This window comes from Solwaraspora sp. WMMA2059 (assembly GCF_027497315.1).
In the GTDB taxonomy this organism is placed as follows: Bacteria; Actinomycetota; Actinomycetes; order Mycobacteriales; family Micromonosporaceae; genus Micromonospora_E.
The window spans coordinates 1,134,461-1,157,495 of record NZ_CP114908.1 but is presented as its reverse complement, the minus strand read 5'-3'; the positions used below and the strand labels follow the sequence as shown (position 1 = coordinate 1,157,495).

Sequence of the window (23,035 nt, the reverse complement as noted above, 5' to 3'; positions counted from 1 at the left end):
CATTAGAGGTACTATATGGAGCCATTTCACAACCCTCAGTCACTCGATGGCTCGACATAACCCCTCAAACCGCCACAACACCGACTCAGCGCACGGTTGTCGGGCGGAGAGCGATCGCCTTGAGCAAGATGTCACCGATGTTGGCCGGATCCTCGGTTACGAACACCCCGCCGCCGGTGGTATTGGTGATCGACTCCAGTTCCTCCTGACTCACTCCGTCGCCGATGCCGATGTAGATCACCTGGATGGGCCGCTGTGGATCAGCCACCTCGGCCAGCTCGGCCAACAGCTCATCCTGGGTCAACCCGCTGTCGTCCTCGTTCCTACCATCAGTGAAGATGACCACCGAGTTGACACGCCCGGCTGCCCATTCGTCCTGCATCGTCAGATAAGCGGCGAGCGTCGTGTCGTACAAACCGGTATTTCCGTTTCGCTTCGGCACGACCTCCGACAGCGCCGCTTCCAGCTCGGCCCGACGGCTACTCAACGGGCTGATCGGGACGAGCTCCCGCCAGTCCTGCTCGCCGTCCAACTGAGTGGAGAAGATCCACAGTCCGAGGGCCCACGAATCGTCGAACAGACTGAGCCCCCGGCGGGCCGCCTCCCGGGTGAGGTCGGCGCGGGTGACGTTGTCCGCGGTGGGCACCGGCTCCAGCATCGAACCGGAGACGTCGATCACCGCGAGCATCTGAGCGGGCAGGGTGACCGACGTCCAGGTCGCGAGGGTCCGGTCGATCACCACCGGGTCCAAACCACCGGCCGCCGTACCGCCGGAGTCCGGGGTGACGGTCGCCGGAGCGGTGCCGGCCGGACTGGGTGCTCCCTGGGGGGCGCTGAAGCCGGCACCCCAGGTGCCGTCCGGCGCCCGTAGCCCCTGGTCACCGAGCCGGTTTCGAAACCCGGCACCGGTCAGCACCGAGTAGAAGCCGGCCGCCGCCGCGGCTGTCGCCGGGTCGGCACCGGGCAGCACCGCGTACGGGTAGTCGAGCGACATCGGCGCCGGCTCCAGGTACAGCGCCGCGAGCGCGATCGGCGGCTGCGCGGCGTTGTACTCGATCACGTCCTCCTCGGACAGGGCGGCGGCACCGAGCGCGGAGGCGACCGACGCGGGATCAGCCGAGCGGGGGAAGCGGGCGATCAGGTCCTCCCGCAGCGCGGACCGGCCGGTGGCCAGGGCACGCAGCGCCGCCGTGGTCGCCTGCTGCGCGTTCGCGCCTGCCTCGCCGGCCGCCTCACCGAGGGCGAGCAGGCCGGACAACCCGGCCGCATCGCGGGTCGGTTCGACGATGCCGGTCCTCAGCTCGGTGCCGGTGGTGATCTGCTGCAGCAGGTCGGTCCAGGTCAGCTGCTGGTCGGGCCAGCCCAGGTTGGTCGCCACCGGCTCGGGCATCGCGACCACCACCGGGCTGCGGGCCACCGACTCGTTGTTGGCCGGGGTGAACCCGGGGGCCAGTGAACTCAGCCGGAGCAGCCAGGTGGACGAATCGGGCACCCACACGTCCGGCGCAATCGCCGTACCGCTGGCCTGGCCGACCCCGGCCAGCGCGACACCGTGCTGCCCGGCCACCACAGCGGCCACGTCGACCGGGTCGGATGCGGTGACCTCGACCGCGACGCAGGTGTCACCGACCGCGCCGCTGTCGGCCCGCCAACGATCCGCCGCCGCCTGCACGGCGGGCGCGATCTCCGGCGCGGCGGAGACGACCAGCGGCAGCGCCCCGGAGCAGGACTCGGCGGCGAGACGTTGGTAGCCGAACCAGACCCCGGTGGTGACGACGACCAGCGCCATCGCCGCTGCGATGGCGCTGGCTCCGCGAACTCGACGTCGCATCCGATGGCGGCCTGGCACGGTCCCATACTCCGGATGAGCAGGGCATCGTGCCAGGTACGTTCGGACGAAAGTTACGGAGGAGAAACACTTAAAGGGAAAGTGGTGACTTCAGGTAGCCACGCCACTTCCGTACGCTTCGAGAAGTCCGGCAGGATGCTGTCGACCTCGACAAACAGCCCGCCGCATCACGAGCCAGGCATCAGCCGCACAGTCCTCAGAAACCCGGCAGGACGCAGGTCGGCGTCGGCGCCGCAACCGGGTCGCCGACCGGGGCCGGCACCCCGTCCGACGGGTCGATCCCGAACACGCCCACCGAGCCCGACCGCTCATTGGCGATGTACAGATGGTCGCCGACGATCGTGAAGTGGCGCGGCCAGTGGCCGCCGGTGGGCACCTCGGCGAGGTACCTCGGCTGGTCGGGGGCGGCCAGGGAGAAGACCGCGACGGTGTCCGGGCCACGGTTGGCGACGTAGAGGTACCGGCCGCCCGGCCCGACCGCGATCTCGGCGGGCTGCGCCCCTCCGGCCGCACCGGCGGACGACTCGCTCGCCGGCACCCGGGCGCGCTCGGTCAGCCCGCCGGCCCCGTCGATCTCGTACGCCGTCACGCTGGCATCCAGCTCCCCCACCAGATAGGCCCACCGGCCGTCGGGGTGCCGGGCGAGATGCCGAGGGCCGCTGCCCGGCGTCGCCGCCACGGCCGGGTCCGGCTCGGTCAGCGTGCCGGTCGCCGGGTCGAGCAGGTAGCGGTGCACGGCGTCGGTGCCCAGGTCGACGACGTACAGTCCGGCACCGTCCGGGTCCGGGGAGACCATGTGGGCGTGCGGACCCGCCTGCCGGTCGGGTCGCGGCCCAGTGCCCGAATGTGCCTGCAGATCGGTACGCGGTAGCAGCGCCCCGTCGTCGTCGACCGGATGCACCGCGACGCTGCCGCTGACGTAGTTCGCGCTGACCAGATGCCCACCCGTCGCGGCGAACGCCAGGTGACACGGGCTCGACCCGCCGGTGGAGCGACTGCCCAGCGGACGCAGCCGGTCGCCGTGCACCGACCAGGCACTGACGGTGCCCGCGGCCAACTCGTTGACCGCGTACAGCACCGGACGGTACGGGTGCCGGGCGAGGAACGACGGCGAGGCGCACTCGGCGGCCAGCGTCGGCTCGCTGAGCTGGCCGGTCGCCGGATCCCGTCGGGCGACCATCACCCCGGCCCCGTTCCCACCGCCCTCGGCCGTGTAGCAGCCGAGGTAGATCGTCTCCGCCGCCGGATTCAGCTCCACTGCGCGCACCGGACTCCCTTCCGCCATCCGCGTCGGCCGGGCCGGGCCGGAGCCCGAGCCGCCGGCGTCGGACACTCGATTCAACTCGAGCGATCCTATAGGATCTTTGATCTACCCGCTGCCGGGCCAAGCAACCAGGTCGACAGCCCGCAGGTCGAGCACCGAGGAGGGGTCCCGTGCGGCCAGCGCGTCGTCTCACCCTCACCGATGACGTGTACGAGACCGTCCGCGCCCAGGTGATGGACCACGTGGTCGCCCCGGGCGCCCGGATCAACATCGACGCCCTGGCCCGCGACCTGCGGGTCTCCCCCACCCCGGTGCGCGAGGCGCTCGCCCGGCTGGAAGCCGACGGGCTGGTCCGCAAGCGCCCGCTGGTCGGATACACCGCCACGCCGCTGCTTACCCACGACGAGTTCGACGAACTCGTCGAGATGCGGCTGATCCTGGAGACCGCCGCCGCCCGACGGGCCACCGCCCGGTCGGCGACCGCCGAGCCGGCCGGCCTCGAACTGCTCCGCGGGGCCGCCGACCTGCCCGGTCCGGTACCCGGCGCGCAGGGCTACGCGAGTATCGCCGCCTTCACCGCCCAGGACGCCCGGTTCCACAACCTGCTCGCCGAACAGTCCGGCAACCGGATGCTGCACGACGCGGTCGTCCGCCTCAGGCCGCACCTGCACCTGTTCCGGCTGCACTTCCCGCCCACCCACTACCGCACCAGCGGGGCCGAGCACCACCGGATCGTCGACGCGGTGGCGTCCGGCGACCCGGACCGGGCGGAGACAGCGGTGCGCGAGCATCTGCTCGCCGCCCGGCAACGCCACCTTTCCTTCTTCCGGCAGGGCTGACCGATGCGTGTCGCACTCTTCGTCACCTGCCTCAACGACGTGCTCTACCCGGGCACCGGGCGGGCCGTCGTGCAGTTGCTGGAACGGCTCGGGCACACCGTCGACTTTCCACTCGACCAGAGCTGCTGCGGGCAACTGCACGGCAACAGCGGGTACCGGGCCGAGGCGATACCCCTGGTACGCCGGTTCGTCGAGACGTTCCGCGACCATCCGGTGGTGGTCGCGCCGTCCGGTTCGTGCGTGGCGATGGTCCGCGACGCGTACCCGCGACTGGCCGCCGACGACCCGGCGCTCGCCGCCGCGGTCGAGGAGCTACGACCCCGGGTGTACGAATTATCCGAACTACTGGTCGACGTGCTCGGCGTCACCGACGCCGGAGCCGCCTTCCCGCACCCGGTCAACTACCACCCGAGCTGCCACGGGCTGCGAATGCTGCGGCTGGGTGACCGGCCGCTGCGGCTACTGCGTGCGGTCCGCGGGATCGACCTGATCGACCTGCCGGACGCCGAGGAGTGCTGCGGTTTCGGCGGTACCTTCGCGATGCGCAACGCCGCTGTCTCCAGCGCGATGCTGGCCGACAAGTGCCGGGCGGTACGCGGCACCGGCGCCCACTACCTGGCGGCGACCGACAACTCGTGCCTGGCGCACATCGGCGGCGGGCTGACCCGGTCCCGCAGCCCGGTACGGGCGGTGCACTACGCGCAGATCCTGGCCGGCACAGCGTAGGAGCCGCATTGACCAGCACCAACGCCAGCACCGGCACGTGACCGCCCGGTTGCCGTTTCCCGCTGCGGCGGGCTGACCCGGTCCCGCAGCCCGGTACGGGCGGTGCACTACGCGCAGATCCTGGCCGGCACAGCGTAGGAGCCGCATTGACCAGCACCAACGCCAGCACCGGCACGTGACCGCCCGGTTGCCGTTTCCCGCTGCGGCGGCCCGCGAGCTGGACAATGCCCACTGCGCGCCAACCTGCACCGGGCCACCCGCACCATCCGCGGCGAACGGGAACGGATGGTCGCCGAGCTGGCGGGCTGGGAGGCGCTGCGGGCCGCCGGGGCTGCGGTCAAGGACGACGGGCTGGCCCGCCTGCCCGAACTGCTCGCCGAATTCGAGGCGGCGGCCACCGCCGCGGGGGCCCAGGTGCACTGGGCACGGGACGCGGCCGAGGCGGGCCGGGTGGTGACCGACCTGGTCCGACGGACCGGCGCAGACCAGGTCGACGAGACCCTCGCGGCGGCCGGCATTGAAGCTATCGAGACCGACCTCGCCGAGCTCATCGTCCAGCTGGCCGGGGACACGCCGTCGCACATCCTGGTCCCGGCGATCCACTACAACCGGACGCAGATTCGGGAGATCTTCGCCCGCCGGATGCCCGGCGTCGATCTAACCACCCTCACCGACGACCCGGCGGCGCTGGCCGAAGCGGCCCGTCGCCATTTGCGGGAACGGTACACGGGCCGCGCCGGCTGGATGTCGTGCTGGTCGACACCGGCCGGCACCCGGCGGCAGGTCAGCCCGCCGGCACCGGCTGACCACGCAGGTAGGCCACATGCTCGACCAATGCGATCAGCACCGTCTTGCCCGAGCCACGGTTGCGGGCGTCGCACAGCACGATCGGCACATCCGGGTCGAGGTCGAGCGCACGGCGCACCGAGTCCTGACTGAACTGCTGCGCCCCCTCGAAACAGTTGACCCCGACCACGAACGGCGTGCCCCGCTGCTCGAAGTAGTCGACCGACGGGAAACAGTCGGCGAGCCGACGGGTGTCGGCCAGCACCACCGCACCGAGCGCGCCGAACGCCAACTCGTCCCAGAGGAACCAGAACCGGTCCTGACCCGGCGTACCGAACAGATAGACCTGCAGATCATCGTTGATGGTGATCCGGCCGAAGTCCATCGCGACGGTCGTGGTGTTCTTGCCCTCCACCCAGGACGTGTCGTCGGTGCCCAGGCTGGCGCTGGTCAGCACCTCCTCGGTCTGCAGCGGCCGGATCTCACTGACCGCGCCGACCAGGGTGGTCTTCCCGACGCCGAAACCGCCCGCGATGAGTATCTTCAGCGCGAGTGGGACCCGCCGGGAGGGCTGATGCCGGTTAGAGCGCACGGAGTCCATTGACCACCGCCTTGAGTATGTCGTCGTGGGGGTGAGTGGCCGAAGCCGGGGGTTCGTAGAGGGCGATCAGTCCGGCGGCGAGCAGGTCCCCGAGCAGGACCCGGACCACACCGAGCGCGAGATCGAGGTCGGCCGCCAGGTCGGCGACCGAGACCGGCTGCTGGGCCAACCCGACGATGCGCCGATGTTCCGGCTGCAGCGCGACCCTGCTGTCGGCGCCCTCCGGGGCTTTCGCCACGACGAAGGCCAGCAGGTCGAAGGTGGCGCCGGTGGGCTGCACCCGGCCACCGGTCACCGCGTACGGACGGACCACCGGGCCGGCGTCGGAGTCCAGCCAGTCGTGGGGTCCGGCCGGGTCACCCCGCATCGGATTGCGCCGCAGGTGTCCGGCTCGGCGTGCTGAGAGTCTGCCCGACCCGGGTGACCAGCATCGCCATCTCGTACGCGATGAGGCCGATGTCCGCATCGGCGGCGCTGAGCACCGCCAGGCAGGCCCCGTGCCCGGCCGCGGTGACGAACAGGTACGCCGACTCCATCTCGATCACGGTCTGCCGTACCGGGCCCGACCCGAAGTGCCGGCTGGCACCCTTGGCAAGGCTCTGGAAGCCGGCGGCCATCGCCGCCATGTGCTCGGCACCTTCCCGGGTCAGCCCTCGCGACGCGCCCATCAGCAACCCGTCGGCGGACAGCACGACGGCCTGCTGCGCGGTCGGGACCCGCTCGACGAGATCGTCGAGCAGCCAGTCAAGGTTCATCGCATGCCGCATGGTGTGCACAACTACAGCTCCCTCTCCGACTCTTCCGTCGCCGGGGGCGGCAGCACCGCGCCCGGAGGCGGAGTCGCGGTGCCCCGGACCGAGCCGGGCGACCCGGTCGGGGACGGTTCCGATGCCACGGAAGCCGGCTCGTCGCCGGAACCGGGGGTGCCGTCGCCGGCCGGCGGCACCGGGCCGCCGTTGACGATCGGCGTCGTGTCGCCGGTACCAGCCGGCTGGCCGGCCGCCGGCAGGCCGGCCGCCTGCCGGCCCCGGGCGGTTCCCGCCTGCAACGCGGACATCAGGGACCGCACCTCCTGCGGGGAGCGCTGCGGGGCTTCCCGCAGCGGCTGACCGTCGGCCCCGGACGAATCGGATGTCTGGCGCAGTTGGGGCGCCAGGCTGGACTGGCGTACCCGGCGCGGCAGGCCGTCCTCGGTGGTCGCGCCGGCGCCGCTGGACCGCCGGGTCGGCAGGGTGGTGGGACGGCGTCGGGCCGGCAGCTGAACCCCGGTCGGCTCCGCTGCGGGCTCGGGGCTCGGGCGGAGGGTGGCCAGCGCGTCCGGCGCGGGAGTCTGCCGGACCGTGGTCAGTGCGGTAGGTGGCCGACCGGACGGCAGCGCCAGCACCTCGGACTCGGGCACCACCAGCTCCGCCGGGATCAGCGTGACGGCGGTGATCCCGCCGAACGGTGACGGCCGGAGCCGGACCCGTACGCCGTGCCTGGCCGCCAACTGGGCGACGACGAACAGGCCGAGCCGGGCGCTGTTGTGCGGGTCGAAGTTCGGCGACTCGGCGAGGCGCTGGTTGGCGTCCTCGATCAAGTCCGGTTCCATGCCGAGGCCTCGGTCCTCGACCTCGACCGCGTACCCGTTGGGCAGGCTCTGCCCGATAACGGTGACCCGGGTCTGCGGCGGGGAGAAGGACGTGGCGTTCTCGATCAGCTCGGCCAGCAGGTGGATGACGTCGCCCACGGCCCGGCCGGCGACCGCTGCGGCCTCCACGGTCGTGACGTGCACTCGGGCGTAGTCCTCGACCTCGGAGACGGCGCCCCGGATCACGTCGACCATCGGCACCGGGTTGCGCCATCCCCGGCCCGGTGCCGCTCCCGCGAGGATCACCAGGTCCTCCGCGTGCCGGCGCATCCGGGTCGCCATGTGGTCGACCCGGAACAGGTCCTCCAGCTCCGTCGGGTCGGTGCTGCGCCGTTCCATCCGGTCCAGTACGGCCAGCTGCCGGTGCAGCAGCGTCTGGCTGCGTCGGGCGATGTTGAGGAACGTCTCGTTCAGCCCACGACGCAGCGCCGCCTCCTCGACGGCCGACCGTACGGCGGTCCGCTGCACCTCACTGAACGCGTGCCCGACCTGGCCGATCTCGTCGGTGCCGTACTCCAGCGGTGGGGCTTCGGTGACCACGTCGACGTCCTCGCCACGGCGTAGCCGGGCGACCACCCCGGGCAGCCGCTCGCCGGCCAGCTCCAGAGCGGCGGCGCGCAGCCCGGTCAACCGGTGGATCAGCGACCGGCCGACCCGCAGCGAGATCACCACGGAGACGATCACCGCGGCCAGGCCGACCAGGCCGGCCCCGGCGAGTCGGGCCAGAATGGCGATCGCGGTCGGCATGCTGCGTTCGGCCAGCGCGTCGGCGGCGAGCAGCTCGAAGTCGCGCAGCTGCTCCTGGACCAACTGGTAGCTGCCCCGCCAGCGGGACTCGGATACCGGCAGCCCGTCCTCAGTGGGCCCACCGGCGATCAGCGTGTCCTGCATCTGCCGTAGCCCGGTGTAGTCGTCGCCGGCGGCGAGCTGGTGGTAGGCCCGGCTGTCCGGGTCGGGCAGCTCGGCCACCGCCCGGTCGAACAGCAACCGCTGGTTGGCGACGGTCTGCACCAACTGCAGGTGGCCGGCGGAGGTCAGCTCACCGGCGGCGAAGGCCCCGGCGAGCAGGGCATCGGTCCGGCCGAGCAGGTCGCGGCCCAGCCCGATGTCGGTCAACGCCCGCGCCTGGCGGTTGATCTCGTTGTCCGGCAGCCCGGCCAACGCCCCGAACATCTGAAACGCGGTGTCGACGATGCCGCTGTAGAGGCCCAGCGCGCCGGCTGCGTCCATCTCCCGACGCTCGATGAACCCCCGGCCGGACGGCAGCAGCTCCAACTCGGACAGGGTCGCCGCGATCCGCTCGTCCAGCACAGCCGGATCCGCCGGCGGTTCGTCGCCGCGAGCGGAGCGCCGGAACTCGTCGACCGCCGCGTCGGTGGCCTCCCACTGGTCGCGCAACTGCTGCAGGTCACCGGCGCGCAGCGCGTTCTGCCCCTCGGCGCGGGACAGATACACCACGGAGAGCCGGCGTTCCCGCTGCAACTCGGCCACCACCGCCTCACCGGGGCGGCCGACGTCGTCGAGCAGTGCCTGGGCGCCCAGCAGGCTCAGCGCCGGGCCGATGGTCAACGACGTCGCGAAGATCCACAGCGCCAGCAGCGCGGCGATCGGGACAGCGACCAGCGCAACGATCTTCGAGCGGATCGACCAGTTGCGGGTATTCATCAGACCTCGCCGGCGCGGTGGTGGCTGAGCTGGCGCGGCGGATGCGAACCGACCGATCCGGGTAAGCGGAAGGTCAGTCGTGTCCGGCGCCTCCGGAAGGATACGTAATTAACGGCTCAGGCACTACCAGAGGCACTCAGCGGTCGATTGTGGGCACGGAGCGTACCGAAAGCGGCAGCATCCACGATCGTCGTCGCGACCTGCAGCGGACCATCCCGGCGAGCGATCCGGATCAGATGCCGACGAGATCGTCAAGGAAATGTGACAAACCTGGATTGAGATTCCGGGTCGAGCGGGAATACCAGGGTGAGAAGGAGGAACAACCATGTCGCCCATCGAGATCGTCCTCATCGCCGCCGTACTTCTCGTCGCGCTCGCGGCGCTCGCCCTGCTCGGGACCCGGTGGCGGCGGCGCCACGACCTGCGTGGCACCTTCGGTCCGGAGTACGACCGGGTCGTCGCCGAGCAGGACAGCCGCAGCGCCGCCGAACGCGAGCTCCGGCAGCGGGAACGCCGGCACGCCGAGTTGACCCTGACCCCGTTGGCTGAGACGTCCCGCGCCCGTTACGCCGCCGCCTGGGCCGACGTACAGACCCGGTTCGTCGACGCACCCGGCGCCGCGGTCGGCGACGCCGACGAACTGCTCACCCGGCTGATCGCCGAGCTCGGCTACCCGACCGGGGACTACGACGAGCAGGTGGCTCAGCTCTCCGTGGAGCACGCCCGTACGCTCGGCAGGTACCGCGAGGCGCACGAGATCCATCTGGCCAACGAGCGCGGGGAGGCGAGCACAGAGCAGTTGCGTCAGGCCGTGGTGCACTACCGGGCGCTCTTCGCCGAACTGCTCGGGGAGGACCCCGTGCCCACCTCGACCGCGACCGAGCAAGCCTCGACCCCGACCGAGCAAGCCTCGACCCCGACGGAAGCTTCGACCCGCTGAGGAGAGACATCATGACCCGCACCGATCAGTGGCACGACGAACGTACCGAGGTCATCACCCCGCACGGCGGACCGGGCCGTCCGGACGCCGGTCACGACCGCGACGGGTACGTGGACCCGGACCGTACCGAGGTCGTCTCCGGCATAGCGACGCCCGACCGGGACGAGCCGGTCCACCACGAGCCGGTCGAACAGCCGACCGCGTTCGGCGCCGCCACCGTCGGCGGCGCGGTCGCGGCCTCCGCCATGGCCGGCCCGGAGCGCCTGCACGAGCCGCGCGACCCCAGCGACGACGACACCGTACGGGTGGGCGACGGCGGCGAAGCGCAGCAGACCGGGCAGCCGGAGCCGGCGGGGATCTTCGCGGCGGAGCAGGCGGACGCGTTCCGGGACCGCTGGCGCGACGTGCAGCTGCGTTTCGTCGACGACCCGCACGCCGCGGCGGGCGAGGCACAGAACCTGGTGACCGAGGCCGTCGAGGCGCTCACTGCGGCGTTGACCGCGCAGCGTGACGAACTCGGCGGGTGGACCGACGCCGGTCCGGAGGACACCGAGCAACTGCGGATGGCGGTCCGCCGCTACCGGGATCTGCTGGACCGGGTGCTGTCGAACTGAGCCGTCGCCAGAACCTGACCCTACCGATCTCTGTGACCTCCGGTGCCAGTTGCGCCGGAGGTCACGCGTTTTCCGCCGGCCGGTATCCGCGCATATCCGCCTCGGTCGCGGGTACCCGGTGAATCCACGGTTCGGACGGGAGGGGACGGCCATGACGGACCGCGAGGATGCGATCGGCCGGGTGCCGCTGGAGGAGGAACCAGCAGTGGCCGCAGCGGTCGAGGACGACACCACCGTACCGCTGCTGGTCACCGACCCGGACACCGAGCAGGACAGTCCGGACTTCCAACCCCCGATCGGCCAGTCCGGTCCGGCACGAGTACGGACCGGCGCCGAGCAGCCGTGGGACGCGGAGGACCTCGCGGTGGCCAAGGGTGGCGACGGCAGTCCGGAGCAGGTGGACCGGGCGCGCCAGGAGCTGGAACACGACGGTGCCGCAGCGATCGAACGCACCGTACCCTGACCTGCCGTGCCCTGACCTGGGCGCTGACCCGTCAGGGGCAACGGCCGAAATGGGGCGGGGCCCGGTGCCGTGTCCGGCACCGGGCCCCGCTCAGTGTCGAGCGTCCAGCCTTGTCACAGTGGCGGGTACGCGTTCGCCATCAGCTCCTGGAACTGAGCCGAGAACCAGTGCCCGGAAACCGGCGCGTTCGGCAGGGCACCACTCATGTTGTTGTTGTTCCGCGGGTTACCCGTGTACGTCGGGTCACACATCCGGTCGAAACCCTTACCCTCGTCGTTCGGGATCTCCCGGCTCGACCCGTCCGACTCACCCGGCGGCTTGATCCACACGTACGCGTCGATACCCGAAGCGGGCGCCGCGGTCGGACGCTCGCCCAGACCGGCACCCGACTGGTTGCACCAGTTGCCCTTCTGGAACCGCCGGTCGATCCGCGACTCGTCGACGCGGGTGTCCACATCGGTGGCGTTGCTCGGACCGGTCGGCCGCGCCGAACCACCCCAACCGTTACGCGACGTGTCGATCAGCATGCCGACACCCGACGGGAACCCAGCCTGCACCAACCGCTGCCGGAACGCCTGCGCGAACGACAGCTCGTCGTTGTAGTTGTTCCAGTCGATCCACGACGACTGGCGAGTGTTGCTGTCCACCGTGATGTACGGCTCCCGCAACGCCGAGTAGTTCGCCGTGTTCGTGATGAACCCGTGCACATCCGACGGCGACGCACCCGACGCGTTCGCCGCCTGCGCGATGATCTGCGCCGTCGGACCGAAGTTGTCCTCCCAGCCGATCCAGCCGTGGTGCCCGGCGTCGATGTAGTTGTACACGTTCGGCACGTCACCCAGCTGCGAGATCGCGTAACCGACACCCGTCACGTAGTTGCCGTTCGCCAGCATCACGTCACACTCAGGCGTCGCCGTCGGCCGGCTGCCCACGTTCGTGATCAGGTTCGGCAGCGAATCGATCTCGATCACCGCCACGATCCGCAGATTCCGGTACGCCGCCCGACCCACGATCTCCGCGATCGGATCGATGTACTCCGTCCGGTACGCGCCAATCTCCGTCGGACCCAACTCACCGTTGGACGCCAACGCCGCACAGTCGCGACCCGGCAGGTTGTAGATCACCACCTGGAAGACCAGCGGACGGCTACCGTTCGCCGCGTCCTGCCGCACCGCCTCGTCCAGATGGTCGGCCAGACCCATGTCACCCGTCGTCGGGCTGTTGTTGCCGTAGATCGCGCTCGTGCGGTCCAGCCACACACCCGTCGGCTCGTCCGCGATCCGGCTACCACCCGCCTCAGCCGCCGCGTTCGCACTCCAGATCGGGTTCACGTACACATCCGCGCCCACGTACGGGTTGTCCACCCGCGGCCCACCCGGCGGCGGAGACGTCGGGGGCGCCGTCGTCGGCGGCGCCGTCGTGGGCGGCGGCGCGGTGGTAGGCGGGGCGGTCGTCGGCGGCGCCGTGGTGGGCGGGGCGGTCGTCGGCGTGGTGCCACCGTTGCACGCCACCCCGTTGAGGCGGAACACCGTGGGCGCGGTGTTGGTGCCGGAGTAGCTTGCATTGAAGCCGGGGTTGACGCTGGCGTTGGTGCCCAGCGAACCGTTCCACGGGGCGTTCCGAAGAGTCACCCGGGTGCCACTCTGGGTGAACTCACTGTTCCACGCCTGAGTGATCCGCTGGTTGCCGGAGTAGTCCCACTCCAGGGTCCAGCTGCTCAGCGGGTCACCGAGGTTGGTGACGGTCAGGTTGGCGGTGAATCCGGTGTTCCACTGGTTGACCGAGTAGTCGACACGGCACCCGGCGGCGGCGCTGGCCTGGGTGGCCGCGACGACGAGTACACCGGAGCCGAGTACGACCGCGGCGGCCGCGGACAGCCCGCGGCGCATCCGCGAGCGCCCGGCGCCGCGTAGTGGGTTCAGGTTCATGCGGAGTTGTCTCCTCGCGACATAACTGGTCGCCGGCGCATCGGCCGGGACCCTGGTGAGGTCGGTGCACCACCTGTCGTCGGACGGACGACTCGGCGGTCGGATCGCCGGCCGGAAGATCCGGTTGCCCTCGGCGAAACAGGTGTGCTTGGCTGGCTCCGCAGCGCCAATCGATCATCATCATGCCATGGGAACGCTCCCACCGCAACCGCCCGGAAACCTGCTGGTGATGGTTCCCCGCCCGGCGCGGCTCAGCGCACACGCCCGACATCACCTGGTGCCGGCTCTAGTCGAACCAACTACGCAACGGCGGATGTGACCCGGCCCACCGACCCGCGCGGCGCCCGAAATAACCGGCATATCAGGTTGTTGACCCCCGGTGATGGACCGCTAAGTCAGTCCGGGCGGCGCGCGAACGGCCCCGCGTCGCCTGGTGTCCCGCACCCTCCCCCCACCCCCCGGAGGACACCGGCATGTCCGTCTACGCCAGCACCCGGGTACACCCGACACCGCCCGCACCGCCGACCCGGCACGGCCCGCACCTGCCGTCGGTGACCGTCGTCATCCCCACCATCAACGAGGAACGGAACCTGCCGCACGTCTTCGCCCGGCTCCCCCGTGACGTCGACGAGGTCGTCGTCGTCGACGGCGGCTCGGTCGACCGCACGGTGCAGGTCGCCCGGGCACTCTGGCCTGCGGTGCGGATCGTCCAGCAGACCCGTACCGGCAAGGGCAACGCTCTCGCCTGCGGGTTCGCCGCCGCAACCAGCGACATCGTGGTCATGATCGATGCCGACGGGTCGACCGACCCGGCCGAGATCCCACGCTTCGTCGCCGCGCTGCTCGCCGGAGCCGACTTCGCCAAGGGTTCCCGCTTCCGCGCCGGTGGCGGCAGCCACGACATCACCCCGCTGCGCCGGCTCGGCAACGAAGGCCTCAACGGCATGGTCAACCTGCTGTTCGGCACCCGGTTCACCGACCTGTGCTACGGCTACAACGCCTTCTGGCGACGGGTGGTCCCAGCGCTGGACCTGCCCGACCCGACCACCCCCCGGCCCGCCGACGGCAGCAAGCTGTGGGGCGACGGTTTCGAGATCGAAACATTGATCAACGTCCGGGTCGCCGCCCACGGGCTGCGGATCACCGAGGTGCCCAGCATCGAGCACCTGCGGATTCACGGCGAGAGCAACCTCGACACGGTGCGCGACGGCACCCGGGTGCTGCGCACCATCCTCAGTGAGTTCGGCCGCGAACGCCGACTGCGCCGGACCCGCCGGCAGCACCGCCGGCAGCGGACCGCCACCGTACCGGTGACCGTCGAGGAGGGCTGAGCGATGCGTCCACCGACCGTCAGCGTGGTGGTCCCGACCCACCACCCGGACCGGCTCGCCGGGCTGCGTAGCGCCGTCGACTCCGTCCGCCGGCAGGATCTCGAGCCGGCCGAGATCATCGTGGTGGTCGACCATCACCCCGCGCTCGCCGACCGGATCAGGCGGGAGCTGCCCACGGTCACCGTGCTCGGCAACGCGTACCAGCGGGGCGTCTCCGGCAACCGCAACACCGGCGCCCGGCACGCCGGCAGCGACCTCGTGGTGTTCCTCGACGACGACGTCGTCGCCCACCCCGGCTGGCTGGCCGGACTGGTCGCCGCGTTCACCGACCCGACGGTGGTCGGGGCCGGCGGCGCCATCGAACCCGCCTGGGAACGGCACCAGCCAGGCTGGTTCCCCGCCGAGTTCCGGTGGGCGGTCGGCGGCTCGTACGCCGGCCAGCCGGTCCGACCCGGACCGGTGCGCAACGTCTGGTCGGCCAGCATGGCGGTACGCCGCGACGCGTTTCTCACCGCCGGCGGTTTCCGCACCGGCTTCGGCAAGGTCGGCAACCGGGCACGGCCCGAGGACACCGAGCTCTGCCTGCGGATGGCCGCGGTCACCGGCGGGCAGTGGTGGTACGTGCCGCAGGCGGTCATCTCGCACGGCGTACCCGCCACGCACAGCACCTTCCGCTACTTCCTGCGCCGCTGCTTCGCCGAAGGCCGCGGCAAGGTCATGATGGCCGGGCTACTCGACGGCGCGCCCAGCCTCGGCGCCGAGCAGGACTACCTGCGCCGTACGCTGCCCGCCGCGCTACGTCGGGAGATCGGCGCGACCCTGCGCGGGCGCGGCCACCGGCACGTCGCCCGGGCCGGCGCCATCCTCGCCGGCACCGCCGCCGCAGCCACCGGCGCGCTGACCGAACTCGCCGGCCGCGCCACCCAGACTCCGTCCCCACCCCCACCGATCGGAGCCGCACGATGAACCCGCGTACCTCCGTGCACCTCCCGGCCGGCACCGCGGACCGGATCCCGGCCACCGTCATCGACCTGGAAGTCACCGACCGGTTCCCGGACATCCCCGGGAACGATCCGGCCGGCCGCCGGGTGGAACGCGCCTGGCTGCTGGTCCGGCAGTTCACCCAGCCGATCGGCGCGCTGCTGCTCGACGTACCGCCGCACGGGCTGACCGGCGCGGACCTCGCCGCCGCCGTCGACCGGGAGATCCCCCCGGCCGACCGGCCCGAACCCGGCTACCTGACCCGGCGGGCCGAGGTGCTCGACGACGCGCCGCGCATCACCGTGGTCGTCTGCACCCGGGAACGGCCCGCCGGGCTGGCCCGCACCCTGGACAGCGTGCTGGCCCAGCAGTACCCCCGGTTCCGGGTGCTGGTGGTGGACAACGCGCCGGTCAGCGACGCCACCGTCAAGGTCGTCGCCCGGGCCGCCGACGGTGGCGGCGCGACCGCCGACGGCAACGGAACACCAGTTGACTACATCCGTGAACCCCGGCCCGGGCTGTCGCACGCCCGCAACCGGGCGCTGCGCGCCACCGTCGGCGAGATCGTCGCCTGGATCGACGACGACGAGGAGGCCGACCCGCACTGGCTCGCCGAGATCGCCCGCGCCCTGGCCGACCACCCGCAGGCCGACGCGGTCACCGGAGCCATCGCGCCGGCCGAACTGGCCACCGACGCGCAGCTGTGGTTCGAACAGTACGGCGGGCACAGCAAGGGCCGTGGCTTCACACCGGACCTGTTCTCCCCGGCCACCGCGCACCGGCAGAGTCCGCTCTACCCGCTGCCGCCGTTCGGCGCCGGCGGCAACATGGCCTTCCGACCCGGCGTGCTGGAGCGCATCGGCGGCTTCGACACCGCGCTCGGCGCCGGCACCCCCGCGATGGGCTCCGAGGACACCCTGGCCCTGATGCAGGTGCTGGTCGCCGACGGCACCGTCGCCTACCAGCCCAGCGCCCTGGTCTGGCACCACCACCGCCGGGACCTGGCCGGGCTGCGCAACCAACTGGTCGGCTACGGCACCGGACTGACCGCCGCCTACACCAGCCTGCTACTGCGCGAACCTCGGCTGCTCGGGCCGCTGCTGCGGCTGGCCCCGACCGCGCTGCGCGACACGTTCGGCGGCGGTGGCGGGCAGCGGTTGGCCGGGCTGCGCGACGACTTCCCCCGCGAGCTGGTCGGCGCCAACCGGCGCGGGCTGCTCGCCGGGCCGGTCGCGTACCTGCGCAGCCGGATGGCCGCCCGGCGGCTGCGCCGTCGGATGCGGGGCTGGCCGTGACCGCCGCCGGCACGACCGTCCCGCCAACGGCGGCGGTGATGGTCCGCCGGCCGGCACTGCTGCGCAGCGCGGCGGCGCTGATGACCTCGACGGTGGCCAGCGCCGCGCTGGGGTTCGTGTTCTGGGTGGTGGCCGCCCGCTGGTTCGCGCCGGAGGCGGTCGGCCGGGCATCGGCGGCGGTGTCGGCGATGACGCTGCTGGCCGGGCTCGCCCAACTCAACCTGATCAACCTGTACGCGCGGTTCCTGCCCGGCGCCGGTCGGCACACCCGCCGGCTGGTGCTCGCCGGATACGCCGCGTCGGCGGCGATGTCCCTGCTGCTCAGCGGCGGGTTCCTGGCCCTCGGCATGGGCACCGGCATCATCGGCCCGGCACCGACGCAGCGGCTGCTCTTCGTCGCCGCCGTGGTCGGCACGGCGATCTTCTTCATCACCGACGGAGTGCTGACCGCGCTGCGGCGGGCCGGCAGCGTACCGGCGAAGAACGTGATCGCGTCCACCGCCAAGGTTGCGCTGTTGCCGCTGCTGGCCGGCACCGCCGCCGGTGACGGGATGCTGCTCGCCTGGTCGGCGCCGATGCTGGCGACCATGCTCGGGGTCAACTGGTGGGTGCTGGCCCGGCTCGCCCCGGCGCACGCCCGAAGCGCTCCGGAGGCGCCGGCTCCGGCCCGGCGGGAGCTGCTCGGCTTCGCCTCCGCCGAGTACGTCAACGGGCTGCTCACCAACGCGGTCGCGTACCTGCCGCCGGTGCTGGTGGCCAGCGTGCTGGGCGCCACCGCCAGCGCCTACTTCTACATCCCGTGGGTGATCGGGGTGGCCGGCAGCACCCTGCTGTGGAACGTCGTCACCTCGTTCGTGGTCACCGCGTCCAGCGACGCGGCGGCGGCCCGGGCGCACGTCGACCGGGCGGTCCTGCTGGTCGCCGCGGTGGTGCTGCCGGGTGCGGCGGTGCTCGCCGGGGCGGCCGGGCCGCTGCTGCGGCTGCTCGGCGGGCAGTACGCCGCCGAGGGTGCCGACACGCTGCGACTGATCGGGCTGTCACTGCCGTTCACCGGGGTGATCCTGCTCTACTGCGCGTTCGCGATGATGGAGAAGCGGATGTGGCCGGTGGTGACCGTGCAGTCGGTCGGCATCGCCGCGTTCCTGCTGGTCAGCTGGGTCGGGTTGCCCCGGGTCGGAATCATCGCGCCGGCGGCCGCGCTGTGTACGGCACAGGCCGCAGTGGCGATCGTGCTGCTTCCCGGGCTGATCCGCCGGTACCGGGCGACCGGCGACGCGACGAGCGCCCCGGCCTGGGCCCGACCTACCGCCGAGTCCGAGACCGTTACCGCCGACACCGGAGGTGCCGGATGACCGATCTCGCCCTGCGCCCCGTCCGCCCGCTCCCCCAGGCACCGGCAGCCGGGCCGGCCGTCGACACCGCGCCTGGTGTCCACACCGCGCCAGCTGTCGACACCGCACCCGACCCGCGTGCCGGCCGGACCGGTCAGGCGGGCACCGGTCTGGTCGTCGCGGTCCTGGCGCTGCTCGGTCTGGCAGCCGGCGGCCCGTGGCAGGCCCCGACTGCGGTCGCGTTCGCCGCCCTGGGCCCCGGTGCCGCGCTGCTCAGTCACCTGACCGTCCGGCCGGCGGCGACCCGGTGGGCGACGACCGTACTGGCCAGCCTGGCCGGTTACGCAGCCGTGGCCACCGGATCGGTCTGGGCCGGCTGGTGGCAGCCCAGGCTGGCCGTCGGCGCGCTGGCGGTGGCGGTGGCGGCCGTCAGCGCCGCTGGCCTGCTCCGCATCACGCGGGCCGGCCACGGCCACGGTTCCCGCCCCGGGCCGGTCCGACGGTGGCCGTACGCCCGGCGGGCGGGCCTCGCCGGGCGCCCGGCTGTCGCACGGCGGCCGCTGCTGGCGCATGCCGTGGTGATCGGTGCGGCGTTGGCGCTGTGGTGGATCGCGGTGTCCCGCACCGATGTGGCGCAGGTGGGCGGTTTCGGGCTGCTCGGCGCCGTCAGTCCGGTCTTCCTGGCCGCGCTGGCGCTCACCGTCGCCGGCTTCGTCGCCGCGCTCGCCGGGCTGCGGCCCACCGCCGACCGGCCTACCGCCGCCGACCGGGCCACCGGGCGCGGGCTGGCTGCCGCCGGCTACCTGGTGCTGCTGGTCGTGCTGCTGCACGGCACCACCCCGCTGCTGCTGGACCAACCGCAGTACGCCTGGACGTACAAGCACCTAGGGGTGATCGACCTCATCGCAGCCGGCAACCCGGTCGACTCGGCGACCGACATCTACCAGCAGTGGCCGGCGTTGTTCGCCGGTGCCGCCCAGCTCGGCGCGGCCGGTGGCATCGCCCCGGCGGCGCTGGCCGACTGGTCGCCGGTCTTCTTCAACCTGGCCGCCGCCCCGGTGCTGTACGCCATCGCCCGTACCCTCGCCGACGACCGGCGGGTGGCGTACCTGACCGTGTTCGGGTTCTTCGCGGTCAACTGGGTGGAAGAGGACTACCTGTCCCCGCAGGCGTTCGGTTTCCTGCTCAGCCTCGGGGTGCTGCTGATCGTGCTGACCTGGCTGCGCTCGCCGACCGGTGGCAGCGCATCGGACCGCCGAGATGGACCGGACCGCCGGGTCCGGGGCTGGGCGACAGTGGCGGCGTTGGCGCTGCTGGCCGTGCTCACCGCCGCCCACCAGCTGTCGCCGTACCTGGTGGTGGCGCAGGTGGCCGTGCTGGCCGCGCTGCGGCTGGTCCGGCCCCGCTGGCTGCCGCTGGCGATGGGCGCGGTCGTGCTCGGCTACCTGCTGCCCCGGTTCGGGTTCGTGTCGGAGGCGTTCGGCGTCTTCGACGGGTTCGACATCTTCGCCAACGCCGCCGGCAACGCCGAGAGCTGGGGTTCGACCGGGCAGGCGTTCTCGGCGATCGTGGTCCGTACGCTCGCGCTGACCGTCTGGGCGCTGACCGTGCTGGCGGTGCTGGCGTACCGTCGCCGGCTGCGTACCGTGCTGGTGCCGGCGCTGCTGGCCGCCACGCCGTTCGTCCTGCTCGCGGCGCAGAGCTACGGCGGCGAGGCGATCTACCGGGTGTTCCTGTTCTCCGCGCCGTGGTGCGCCTTCCTGATCGCCCGCGCGGTTGTCGACCGGGCCGACCTGCGTCGGGTTGACCGCGCCGACCTGCGTCGGGTTGGCCGGCGTCGGCGGTGGCTGGGGCCGGTCGCGGCGGTGGCGGTCGCTGTGGCGCTCGGCGGCTTCGCCCTCGGTACGGTGCAGGGTCGGCACGGGCAGTTGGCCGTGGACCGGCAGACCGCCGACGAGGTGGCCGCCGCCCGCCAGCTGTACGCCGCCGCCGAGCCCGGTGCCACCATCGCCGTTGCCACGTCCAACTTTCCCAGTCGGCTGACGGCGGCGTATCCGGGGTTCAACACCGATGTGCCGGCTGGCGAGCCGGACCTGGTGGTCGGGGCGCAACTGCGCGGCGCCGCGCTGGACGGCGAGCACCTGCCGACGATCGAAGAGTTCCTCGGCTCGTTCGCCGGCGACCCGGCGTACCTGGTGGTCAGCGACGGTATGCGGCGGCAGTCCGACTACTTCGGCTACTTTGCGCCCGGGTCGTTGGACCGCCTGGAGCGGTTGCTCGACGGCCGGGACCGTTGGTCGGTCTTCCAGCGCAGCGACGACGTCACCGTCTACCGGTACGCCGGGTGACGGTGCCGACAGCGGACGCCCTGCCGGGCATCAGGCCGGAGCGTAGATGGCGACCCAGTCGATCTGGAGGTTGACCACGTCCGGTGTCGTCTCGTCCGGGCAGGCCTCCCAGGTGTGCCCGCAGTACCACGCCTGGCTCTGCAGAGCGAGCGCCATCGGCTCGTCGGGCACCTGTGCGCCGGTGACCGTCGCCCAGGGCTCGCCGTCCAGGGTGTAGACCAGCCGGTCCGGCGTCCACTCCAGACCGGCGGTGTGCCAGCGGGTGAAGTCGCCGCCGACGTCATGCCCGATCCGGTCGCCGGTCACCGGATGCAGCACCCCGTACATCCGGTCCCGGCCCTTGCCGTTGTCCTCGGCGATGTCGATCTCCGGCGGATAGACGTTGTCGCCCGGCCAGAGCAGCAGCGCGTACGCGATCCCGGTGCCCTGGTCCATCCGGAACCGGATGTCGTACCGGCCGTAGCTGCGGGTCACCGCCCGCCGATTGGACACCCCGCCGGTGACGTAGATGTTGTCCCGGCTGGCTTCCCGCCAGCCGCCGATGGTGAGCATGCCGGCGCCGACCGACACGTGGCCGGGGTCGAACCAGCCGCCCGGATCACCGTCCGGCTGCCCGGAGTAGGCGAACCAGTCGTCGCTCAGCTCGGTGCCGTCGAAGTCGTCGACGAAGATCTGCCGCCAGCCGGGCAGATCGCCGGTGGGCAGGGCGATCCCGGACGGGTTCGTCGTCCGGTCGCCGCCGGCCGTGGTGGGTGGCGGCCCGGCCGGCGGCGGTCCGCCGCCGGAGTCCGGCTGACCGGTCCCGTCGGGCTGACCAGGCTGGCTGGTCTGGTCGGGCTGGTCGGGTTGGTTGGCACGGTGCTGCAGTAGCGGAACCAGCACACCGAGGGTCAGGACCAGCGTGGCAAGGCCGGCCGCGACCGCCAGCAGGCCGCCGCGCCGCCACCAACGGCGGGCCGTCACGTCAACTGCCGGCCGGCCCGCCGGGCCACCCGCCGGGTCAACCGCCAGGCGGGCTGGGCCAGTCGTTTCGCCTGCGGCACCATCCGAGGTCCGCCGGTGCGGACCAGGTCGAGCAGCGCGGTGCCGTCGTGGTCACCGGTCGGCAGCAGCCGGGGTACGGCGAGCCGCCGGTCGCCCGGCCGGTACCGCCGTCGGCCCACCTCGCACGCGTTGTCGTGCCCGGCCCGGCGGACCGCCGCCCGGACCCGCCAGTCGTGGTAGCCGTGCGGGTAGCAGAACGACCGGACCGGGATGCCGAACCGCTGTTCGAGACGGTCCCGGGCGACGACGATCTCGTCCGCCGCCCGCTGCGGCGGCAGGACGTCGAGCGGATGGTGCAGCAGACCGTGCGAGCCGATCTCGACCCGGCCCGACCCGGCCACCTCGTCCAACTGGGTCCAGTCCAGCAGCGGGCCGAACTCGTCGGCCCACTGGCCCAGCCAGTCGGCGTACTGCCCGAGGTGCCCGACCGACGGGTAGAGGGTGGCCCGGGCGTTCGCGGCGTCCAGCAGCGGCAGCGCGCGGGTGAGGAAATCGGCGTACCCGTCGTCGAAGGTGAGCGCGACCATCGACGGAGCCGGCCGGTTGCGGTCGATCGCCGCGTCGTCGAGCAGGTCGAGCGCCTCGCTGAGGCCTACCATCCGATATCCGGCGTCGGCGAGCGCGGCGAGTTGCTCGGCGAACCGGGCCGGCCCGACGGCGAGTGACCGCAGCGGCCCCCGGGCCGCCGAAGTGATCGAGTGGTACATCAGCACGGGCAGCGCCGGTCGCGCGGCGCTCGGGCTTGCCGCGGGGCTGTACGCCGGAGGCTCGGACCCGGTCATCCGGGCTGTCTACCCGACCTGCGCGGGGCAAACCTGCTTCTCGCCCCTGCTCCTTGTCGGCCGTGCTCGGCGGTAGCGGGTGGTCGGGAAGTCAGTCGACCCAGCCGCACTTGCGGGAGAACCGCAGCAGGTGCCCACGCAACTCGACGATCTGCGCACCGGTGAGGTACGACGCGTCGGACAGCAACAGCTCGGTGATCCGCTGCAGGTACTCCGGCTCGGAGAAGATCTCGCAGAGCTCGTCGTCGCCGCCCTCGCCGGAAGCGCCCGCCGTACGACCGCCCGGGCCCCCGGTGGGAGCGGTGGCATCATCGATGATCTCGACGTCGTACGCTTTCGGCCCCCGGCCGCCGTCGATCACCTTGAACGACACGCGGGTGCCGGTAGCCACCCGGATTCCCCGTTGGGTCAACTCCCCGGCGTGGACGAAGACGTCGTCGCCACCGTCGTCCGGTGCGATGAAACCGTACCCACGGCCCTCGTCGAACCGCACCACCCGACCGACACCCATGCCAACTCCTCCTACCGAACCACCTCGGCCACCACCGGCCGTCGACCACCGAACTCGTCCGGACCAACCGCTGCCGCCGGAGCCGGGCCCGTCACACTCACCGACTT

20 protein-coding genes and 1 pseudogene are annotated in these 23,035 nt (G+C 72.2%); 11 read left to right on the top strand and 10 right to left on the bottom strand.

What is annotated here, in order from left to right:
- Positions 1–85 precede the first annotated feature (85 nt).
- Together O7553_RS05135 and O7553_RS05130 are read right to left on the bottom strand one after the other, a co-directional pair.
- Positions 86–1,831, bottom strand: a complete 1,746-nt coding sequence (locus tag O7553_RS05135) for a substrate-binding domain-containing protein (protein WP_281553715.1) — start codon at positions 1,829–1,831, stop codon at positions 86–88.
- A gap of 214 nt (positions 1,832–2,045) precedes the next feature.
- Entirely contained in the window at positions 2,046–3,134 is a 1,089-nt protein-coding gene (locus O7553_RS05130; RefSeq protein ID WP_281555479.1) for a lactonase family protein, read from the bottom strand.
- A 149-nt stretch (positions 3,135–3,283) separates the two neighbouring features.
- On the opposite strand from O7553_RS05130, the gene O7553_RS05125 reads away from it, so the two are divergent.
- The 3 genes and pseudogenes from O7553_RS05125 to O7553_RS05115 form a co-directional block, all read left to right on the top strand.
- A complete protein-coding gene (locus O7553_RS05125; protein WP_281553714.1) occupies positions 3,284–3,952 on the top strand; it encodes a GntR family transcriptional regulator in 669 nt (222 codons plus the stop codon).
- Between the two features lie 3 nt (positions 3,953–3,955).
- The gene (locus O7553_RS05120; RefSeq protein ID WP_281553713.1) at positions 3,956–4,678 is read left to right on the top strand and encodes a (Fe-S)-binding protein; all 723 of its coding nucleotides are present in this window, start codon (positions 3,956–3,958) and stop codon (positions 4,676–4,678) included.
- Positions 4,679–4,963: 285 nt separating this feature from the next.
- Positions 4,964–5,341, top strand: a pseudogene (locus tag O7553_RS05115) (LUD domain-containing protein); the annotation flags it as partial.
- Between the two features lie 121 nt (positions 5,342–5,462).
- Here the strand turns inward: O7553_RS05115 and O7553_RS05110 are convergent.
- Genes O7553_RS05110 through O7553_RS05095 form a run of 4 tightly spaced genes read right to left on the bottom strand, consistent with a single transcriptional unit; the run spans position 5,463 to position 9,360 of the window.
- Positions 5,463–6,065, bottom strand: coding sequence for an ATP/GTP-binding protein (locus tag O7553_RS05110; protein ID WP_278167549.1), 603 nt, complete (start codon positions 6,063–6,065; stop codon positions 5,463–5,465).
- Positions 6,046–6,432: a DUF742 domain-containing protein gene (locus O7553_RS05105; RefSeq protein ID WP_281553712.1), complete on the bottom strand. Its 387-nt coding sequence runs from the start codon at positions 6,430–6,432 to the stop codon at positions 6,046–6,048. The genes O7553_RS05110 and O7553_RS05105 overlap by 20 nt, the downstream gene beginning before the upstream one ends.
- The gene (locus O7553_RS05100; RefSeq protein WP_281553711.1) at positions 6,422–6,820 is read right to left on the bottom strand and encodes a roadblock/LC7 domain-containing protein; all 399 of its coding nucleotides are present in this window, start codon (positions 6,818–6,820) and stop codon (positions 6,422–6,424) included. Before O7553_RS05100 ends, O7553_RS05105 begins: the two co-directional genes overlap by 11 nt.
- Before the next feature lie 23 nt (positions 6,821–6,843).
- On the bottom strand, positions 6,844–9,360 hold the full coding sequence (locus tag O7553_RS05095) for a nitrate- and nitrite sensing domain-containing protein (RefSeq protein WP_281553710.1): 2,517 nt from the start codon (positions 9,358–9,360) through the stop codon (positions 6,844–6,846).
- 325 nt (positions 9,361–9,685) lie between these two features.
- On the opposite strand from O7553_RS05095, the gene O7553_RS05090 reads away from it, so the two are divergent.
- The 3 genes from O7553_RS05090 (at position 9,686) to O7553_RS05080 (ending at position 11,377) form a co-directional block, all read left to right on the top strand.
- The gene (locus tag O7553_RS05090) at positions 9,686–10,300 is read left to right on the top strand and encodes a hypothetical protein (protein WP_281553709.1); all 615 of its coding nucleotides are present in this window, start codon (positions 9,686–9,688) and stop codon (positions 10,298–10,300) included.
- A gap of 11 nt (positions 10,301–10,311) precedes the next feature.
- The gene (locus O7553_RS05085) at positions 10,312–10,914 is read left to right on the top strand and encodes a hypothetical protein (RefSeq protein ID WP_281553708.1); all 603 of its coding nucleotides are present in this window, start codon (positions 10,312–10,314) and stop codon (positions 10,912–10,914) included.
- Positions 10,915–11,065: 151 nt separating this feature from the next.
- Entirely contained in the window at positions 11,066–11,377 is a 312-nt protein-coding gene (locus O7553_RS05080) for a hypothetical protein (RefSeq protein ID WP_281553707.1), read from the top strand.
- Positions 11,378–11,490: 113 nt separating this feature from the next.
- Here the strand turns inward: O7553_RS05080 and O7553_RS05075 are convergent, their stop codons facing one another.
- Positions 11,491–13,305, bottom strand: coding sequence for a glycoside hydrolase family 6 protein (locus O7553_RS05075; RefSeq protein WP_281553706.1), 1,815 nt, complete (start codon positions 13,303–13,305; stop codon positions 11,491–11,493).
- A 473-nt stretch (positions 13,306–13,778) separates the two neighbouring features.
- Between O7553_RS05075 and O7553_RS05070 the strand changes: the two genes are divergently transcribed.
- The 5 genes from O7553_RS05070 to O7553_RS05050 are packed head-to-tail and all read left to right on the top strand — an operon-like array spanning position 13,779 to position 20,591.
- Complete coding sequence (locus O7553_RS05070) at positions 13,779–14,636, top strand: glycosyltransferase family 2 protein (RefSeq protein WP_281553705.1); 858 nt, start codon at positions 13,779–13,781, stop codon at positions 14,634–14,636.
- A gap of 3 nt (positions 14,637–14,639) precedes the next feature.
- On the top strand, positions 14,640–15,602 hold the full coding sequence (locus O7553_RS05065; RefSeq protein WP_281553704.1) for a glycosyltransferase: 963 nt from the start codon (positions 14,640–14,642) through the stop codon (positions 15,600–15,602).
- Positions 15,599–16,912 (top strand): glycosyltransferase family A protein, encoded by a 1,314-nt coding sequence (locus tag O7553_RS05060; RefSeq protein WP_281553703.1) that lies wholly within the window; start codon positions 15,599–15,601, stop codon positions 16,910–16,912. The genes O7553_RS05065 and O7553_RS05060 overlap by 4 nt, the downstream gene beginning before the upstream one ends.
- A complete protein-coding gene (locus O7553_RS05055) occupies positions 16,909–18,264 on the top strand; it encodes a hypothetical protein (protein WP_281553702.1) in 1,356 nt (451 codons plus the stop codon). The genes O7553_RS05060 and O7553_RS05055 overlap by 4 nt, the downstream gene beginning before the upstream one ends.
- Positions 18,261–20,591: a hypothetical protein gene (locus tag O7553_RS05050; protein ID WP_281553701.1), complete on the top strand. Its 2,331-nt coding sequence runs from the start codon at positions 18,261–18,263 to the stop codon at positions 20,589–20,591. The genes O7553_RS05055 and O7553_RS05050 overlap by 4 nt, the downstream gene beginning before the upstream one ends.
- Before the next feature lie 30 nt (positions 20,592–20,621).
- On the opposite strand, the gene O7553_RS05045 is transcribed toward O7553_RS05050, so the two are convergent.
- The 3 genes from O7553_RS05045 to O7553_RS05035 all read right to left on the bottom strand — a co-directional run bounded on the left by O7553_RS05045 (position 20,622) and on the right by O7553_RS05035 (position 22,928).
- Positions 20,622–21,554 (bottom strand): glycoside hydrolase family 16 protein, encoded by a 933-nt coding sequence (locus tag O7553_RS05045; RefSeq protein ID WP_281553700.1) that lies wholly within the window; start codon positions 21,552–21,554, stop codon positions 20,622–20,624.
- Positions 21,551–22,417 carry a polysaccharide deacetylase family protein gene (locus O7553_RS05040; RefSeq protein ID WP_281553699.1) on the bottom strand — a complete coding sequence of 289 codons (867 nt, stop codon included), beginning with the start codon at positions 22,415–22,417 and terminating at the stop codon, positions 21,551–21,553. Before O7553_RS05040 ends, O7553_RS05045 begins: the two co-directional genes overlap by 4 nt.
- A gap of 91 nt (positions 22,418–22,508) precedes the next feature.
- Positions 22,509–22,928, bottom strand: coding sequence for a cold shock domain-containing protein (locus O7553_RS05035; protein WP_281553698.1), 420 nt, complete (start codon positions 22,926–22,928; stop codon positions 22,509–22,511).
- Positions 22,929–23,035 lie beyond the last annotated feature (107 nt).

Coding starts and splice junctions, on each gene's coding strand:
- O7553_RS05135 (WP_281553715.1), bottom strand. CDS start 1,831: ATGCGACGTCGAGTTCGCGGAGCCAGCGCCATCGCAGCGGCGATGGCG.
- O7553_RS05130 (WP_281555479.1), bottom strand. CDS start 3,134: ATGGCGGAAGGGAGTCCGGTGCGCGCAGTGGAGCTGAATCCGGCGGCG.
- O7553_RS05120 (WP_281553713.1), top strand. CDS start 3,956: ATGCGTGTCGCACTCTTCGTCACCTGCCTCAACGACGTGCTCTACCCG.
- O7553_RS05110 (WP_278167549.1), bottom strand. CDS start 6,065: ATGGACTCCGTGCGCTCTAACCGGCATCAGCCCTCCCGGCGGGTCCCA.
- O7553_RS05105 (WP_281553712.1), bottom strand. CDS start 6,432: ATGCGGGGTGACCCGGCCGGACCCCACGACTGGCTGGACTCCGACGCC.
- O7553_RS05100 (WP_281553711.1), bottom strand. CDS start 6,820: ATGAACCTTGACTGGCTGCTCGACGATCTCGTCGAGCGGGTCCCGACC.
- O7553_RS05095 (WP_281553710.1), bottom strand. CDS start 9,360: ATGAATACCCGCAACTGGTCGATCCGCTCGAAGATCGTTGCGCTGGTC.
- O7553_RS05090 (WP_281553709.1), top strand. CDS start 9,686: ATGTCGCCCATCGAGATCGTCCTCATCGCCGCCGTACTTCTCGTCGCG.
- O7553_RS05085 (WP_281553708.1), top strand. CDS start 10,312: ATGACCCGCACCGATCAGTGGCACGACGAACGTACCGAGGTCATCACC.
- O7553_RS05080 (WP_281553707.1), top strand. CDS start 11,066: ATGACGGACCGCGAGGATGCGATCGGCCGGGTGCCGCTGGAGGAGGAA.
- O7553_RS05075 (WP_281553706.1), bottom strand. CDS start 13,305: ATGAACCTGAACCCACTACGCGGCGCCGGGCGCTCGCGGATGCGCCGC.
- O7553_RS05070 (WP_281553705.1), top strand. CDS start 13,779: ATGTCCGTCTACGCCAGCACCCGGGTACACCCGACACCGCCCGCACCG.
- O7553_RS05065 (WP_281553704.1), top strand. CDS start 14,640: ATGCGTCCACCGACCGTCAGCGTGGTGGTCCCGACCCACCACCCGGAC.
- O7553_RS05060 (WP_281553703.1), top strand. CDS start 15,599: ATGAACCCGCGTACCTCCGTGCACCTCCCGGCCGGCACCGCGGACCGG.
- O7553_RS05050 (WP_281553701.1), top strand. CDS start 18,261: ATGACCGATCTCGCCCTGCGCCCCGTCCGCCCGCTCCCCCAGGCACCG.
- O7553_RS05040 (WP_281553699.1), bottom strand. CDS start 22,417: ATGACCGGGTCCGAGCCTCCGGCGTACAGCCCCGCGGCAAGCCCGAGC.
- O7553_RS05035 (WP_281553698.1), bottom strand. CDS start 22,928: ATGGGTGTCGGTCGGGTGGTGCGGTTCGACGAGGGCCGTGGGTACGGT.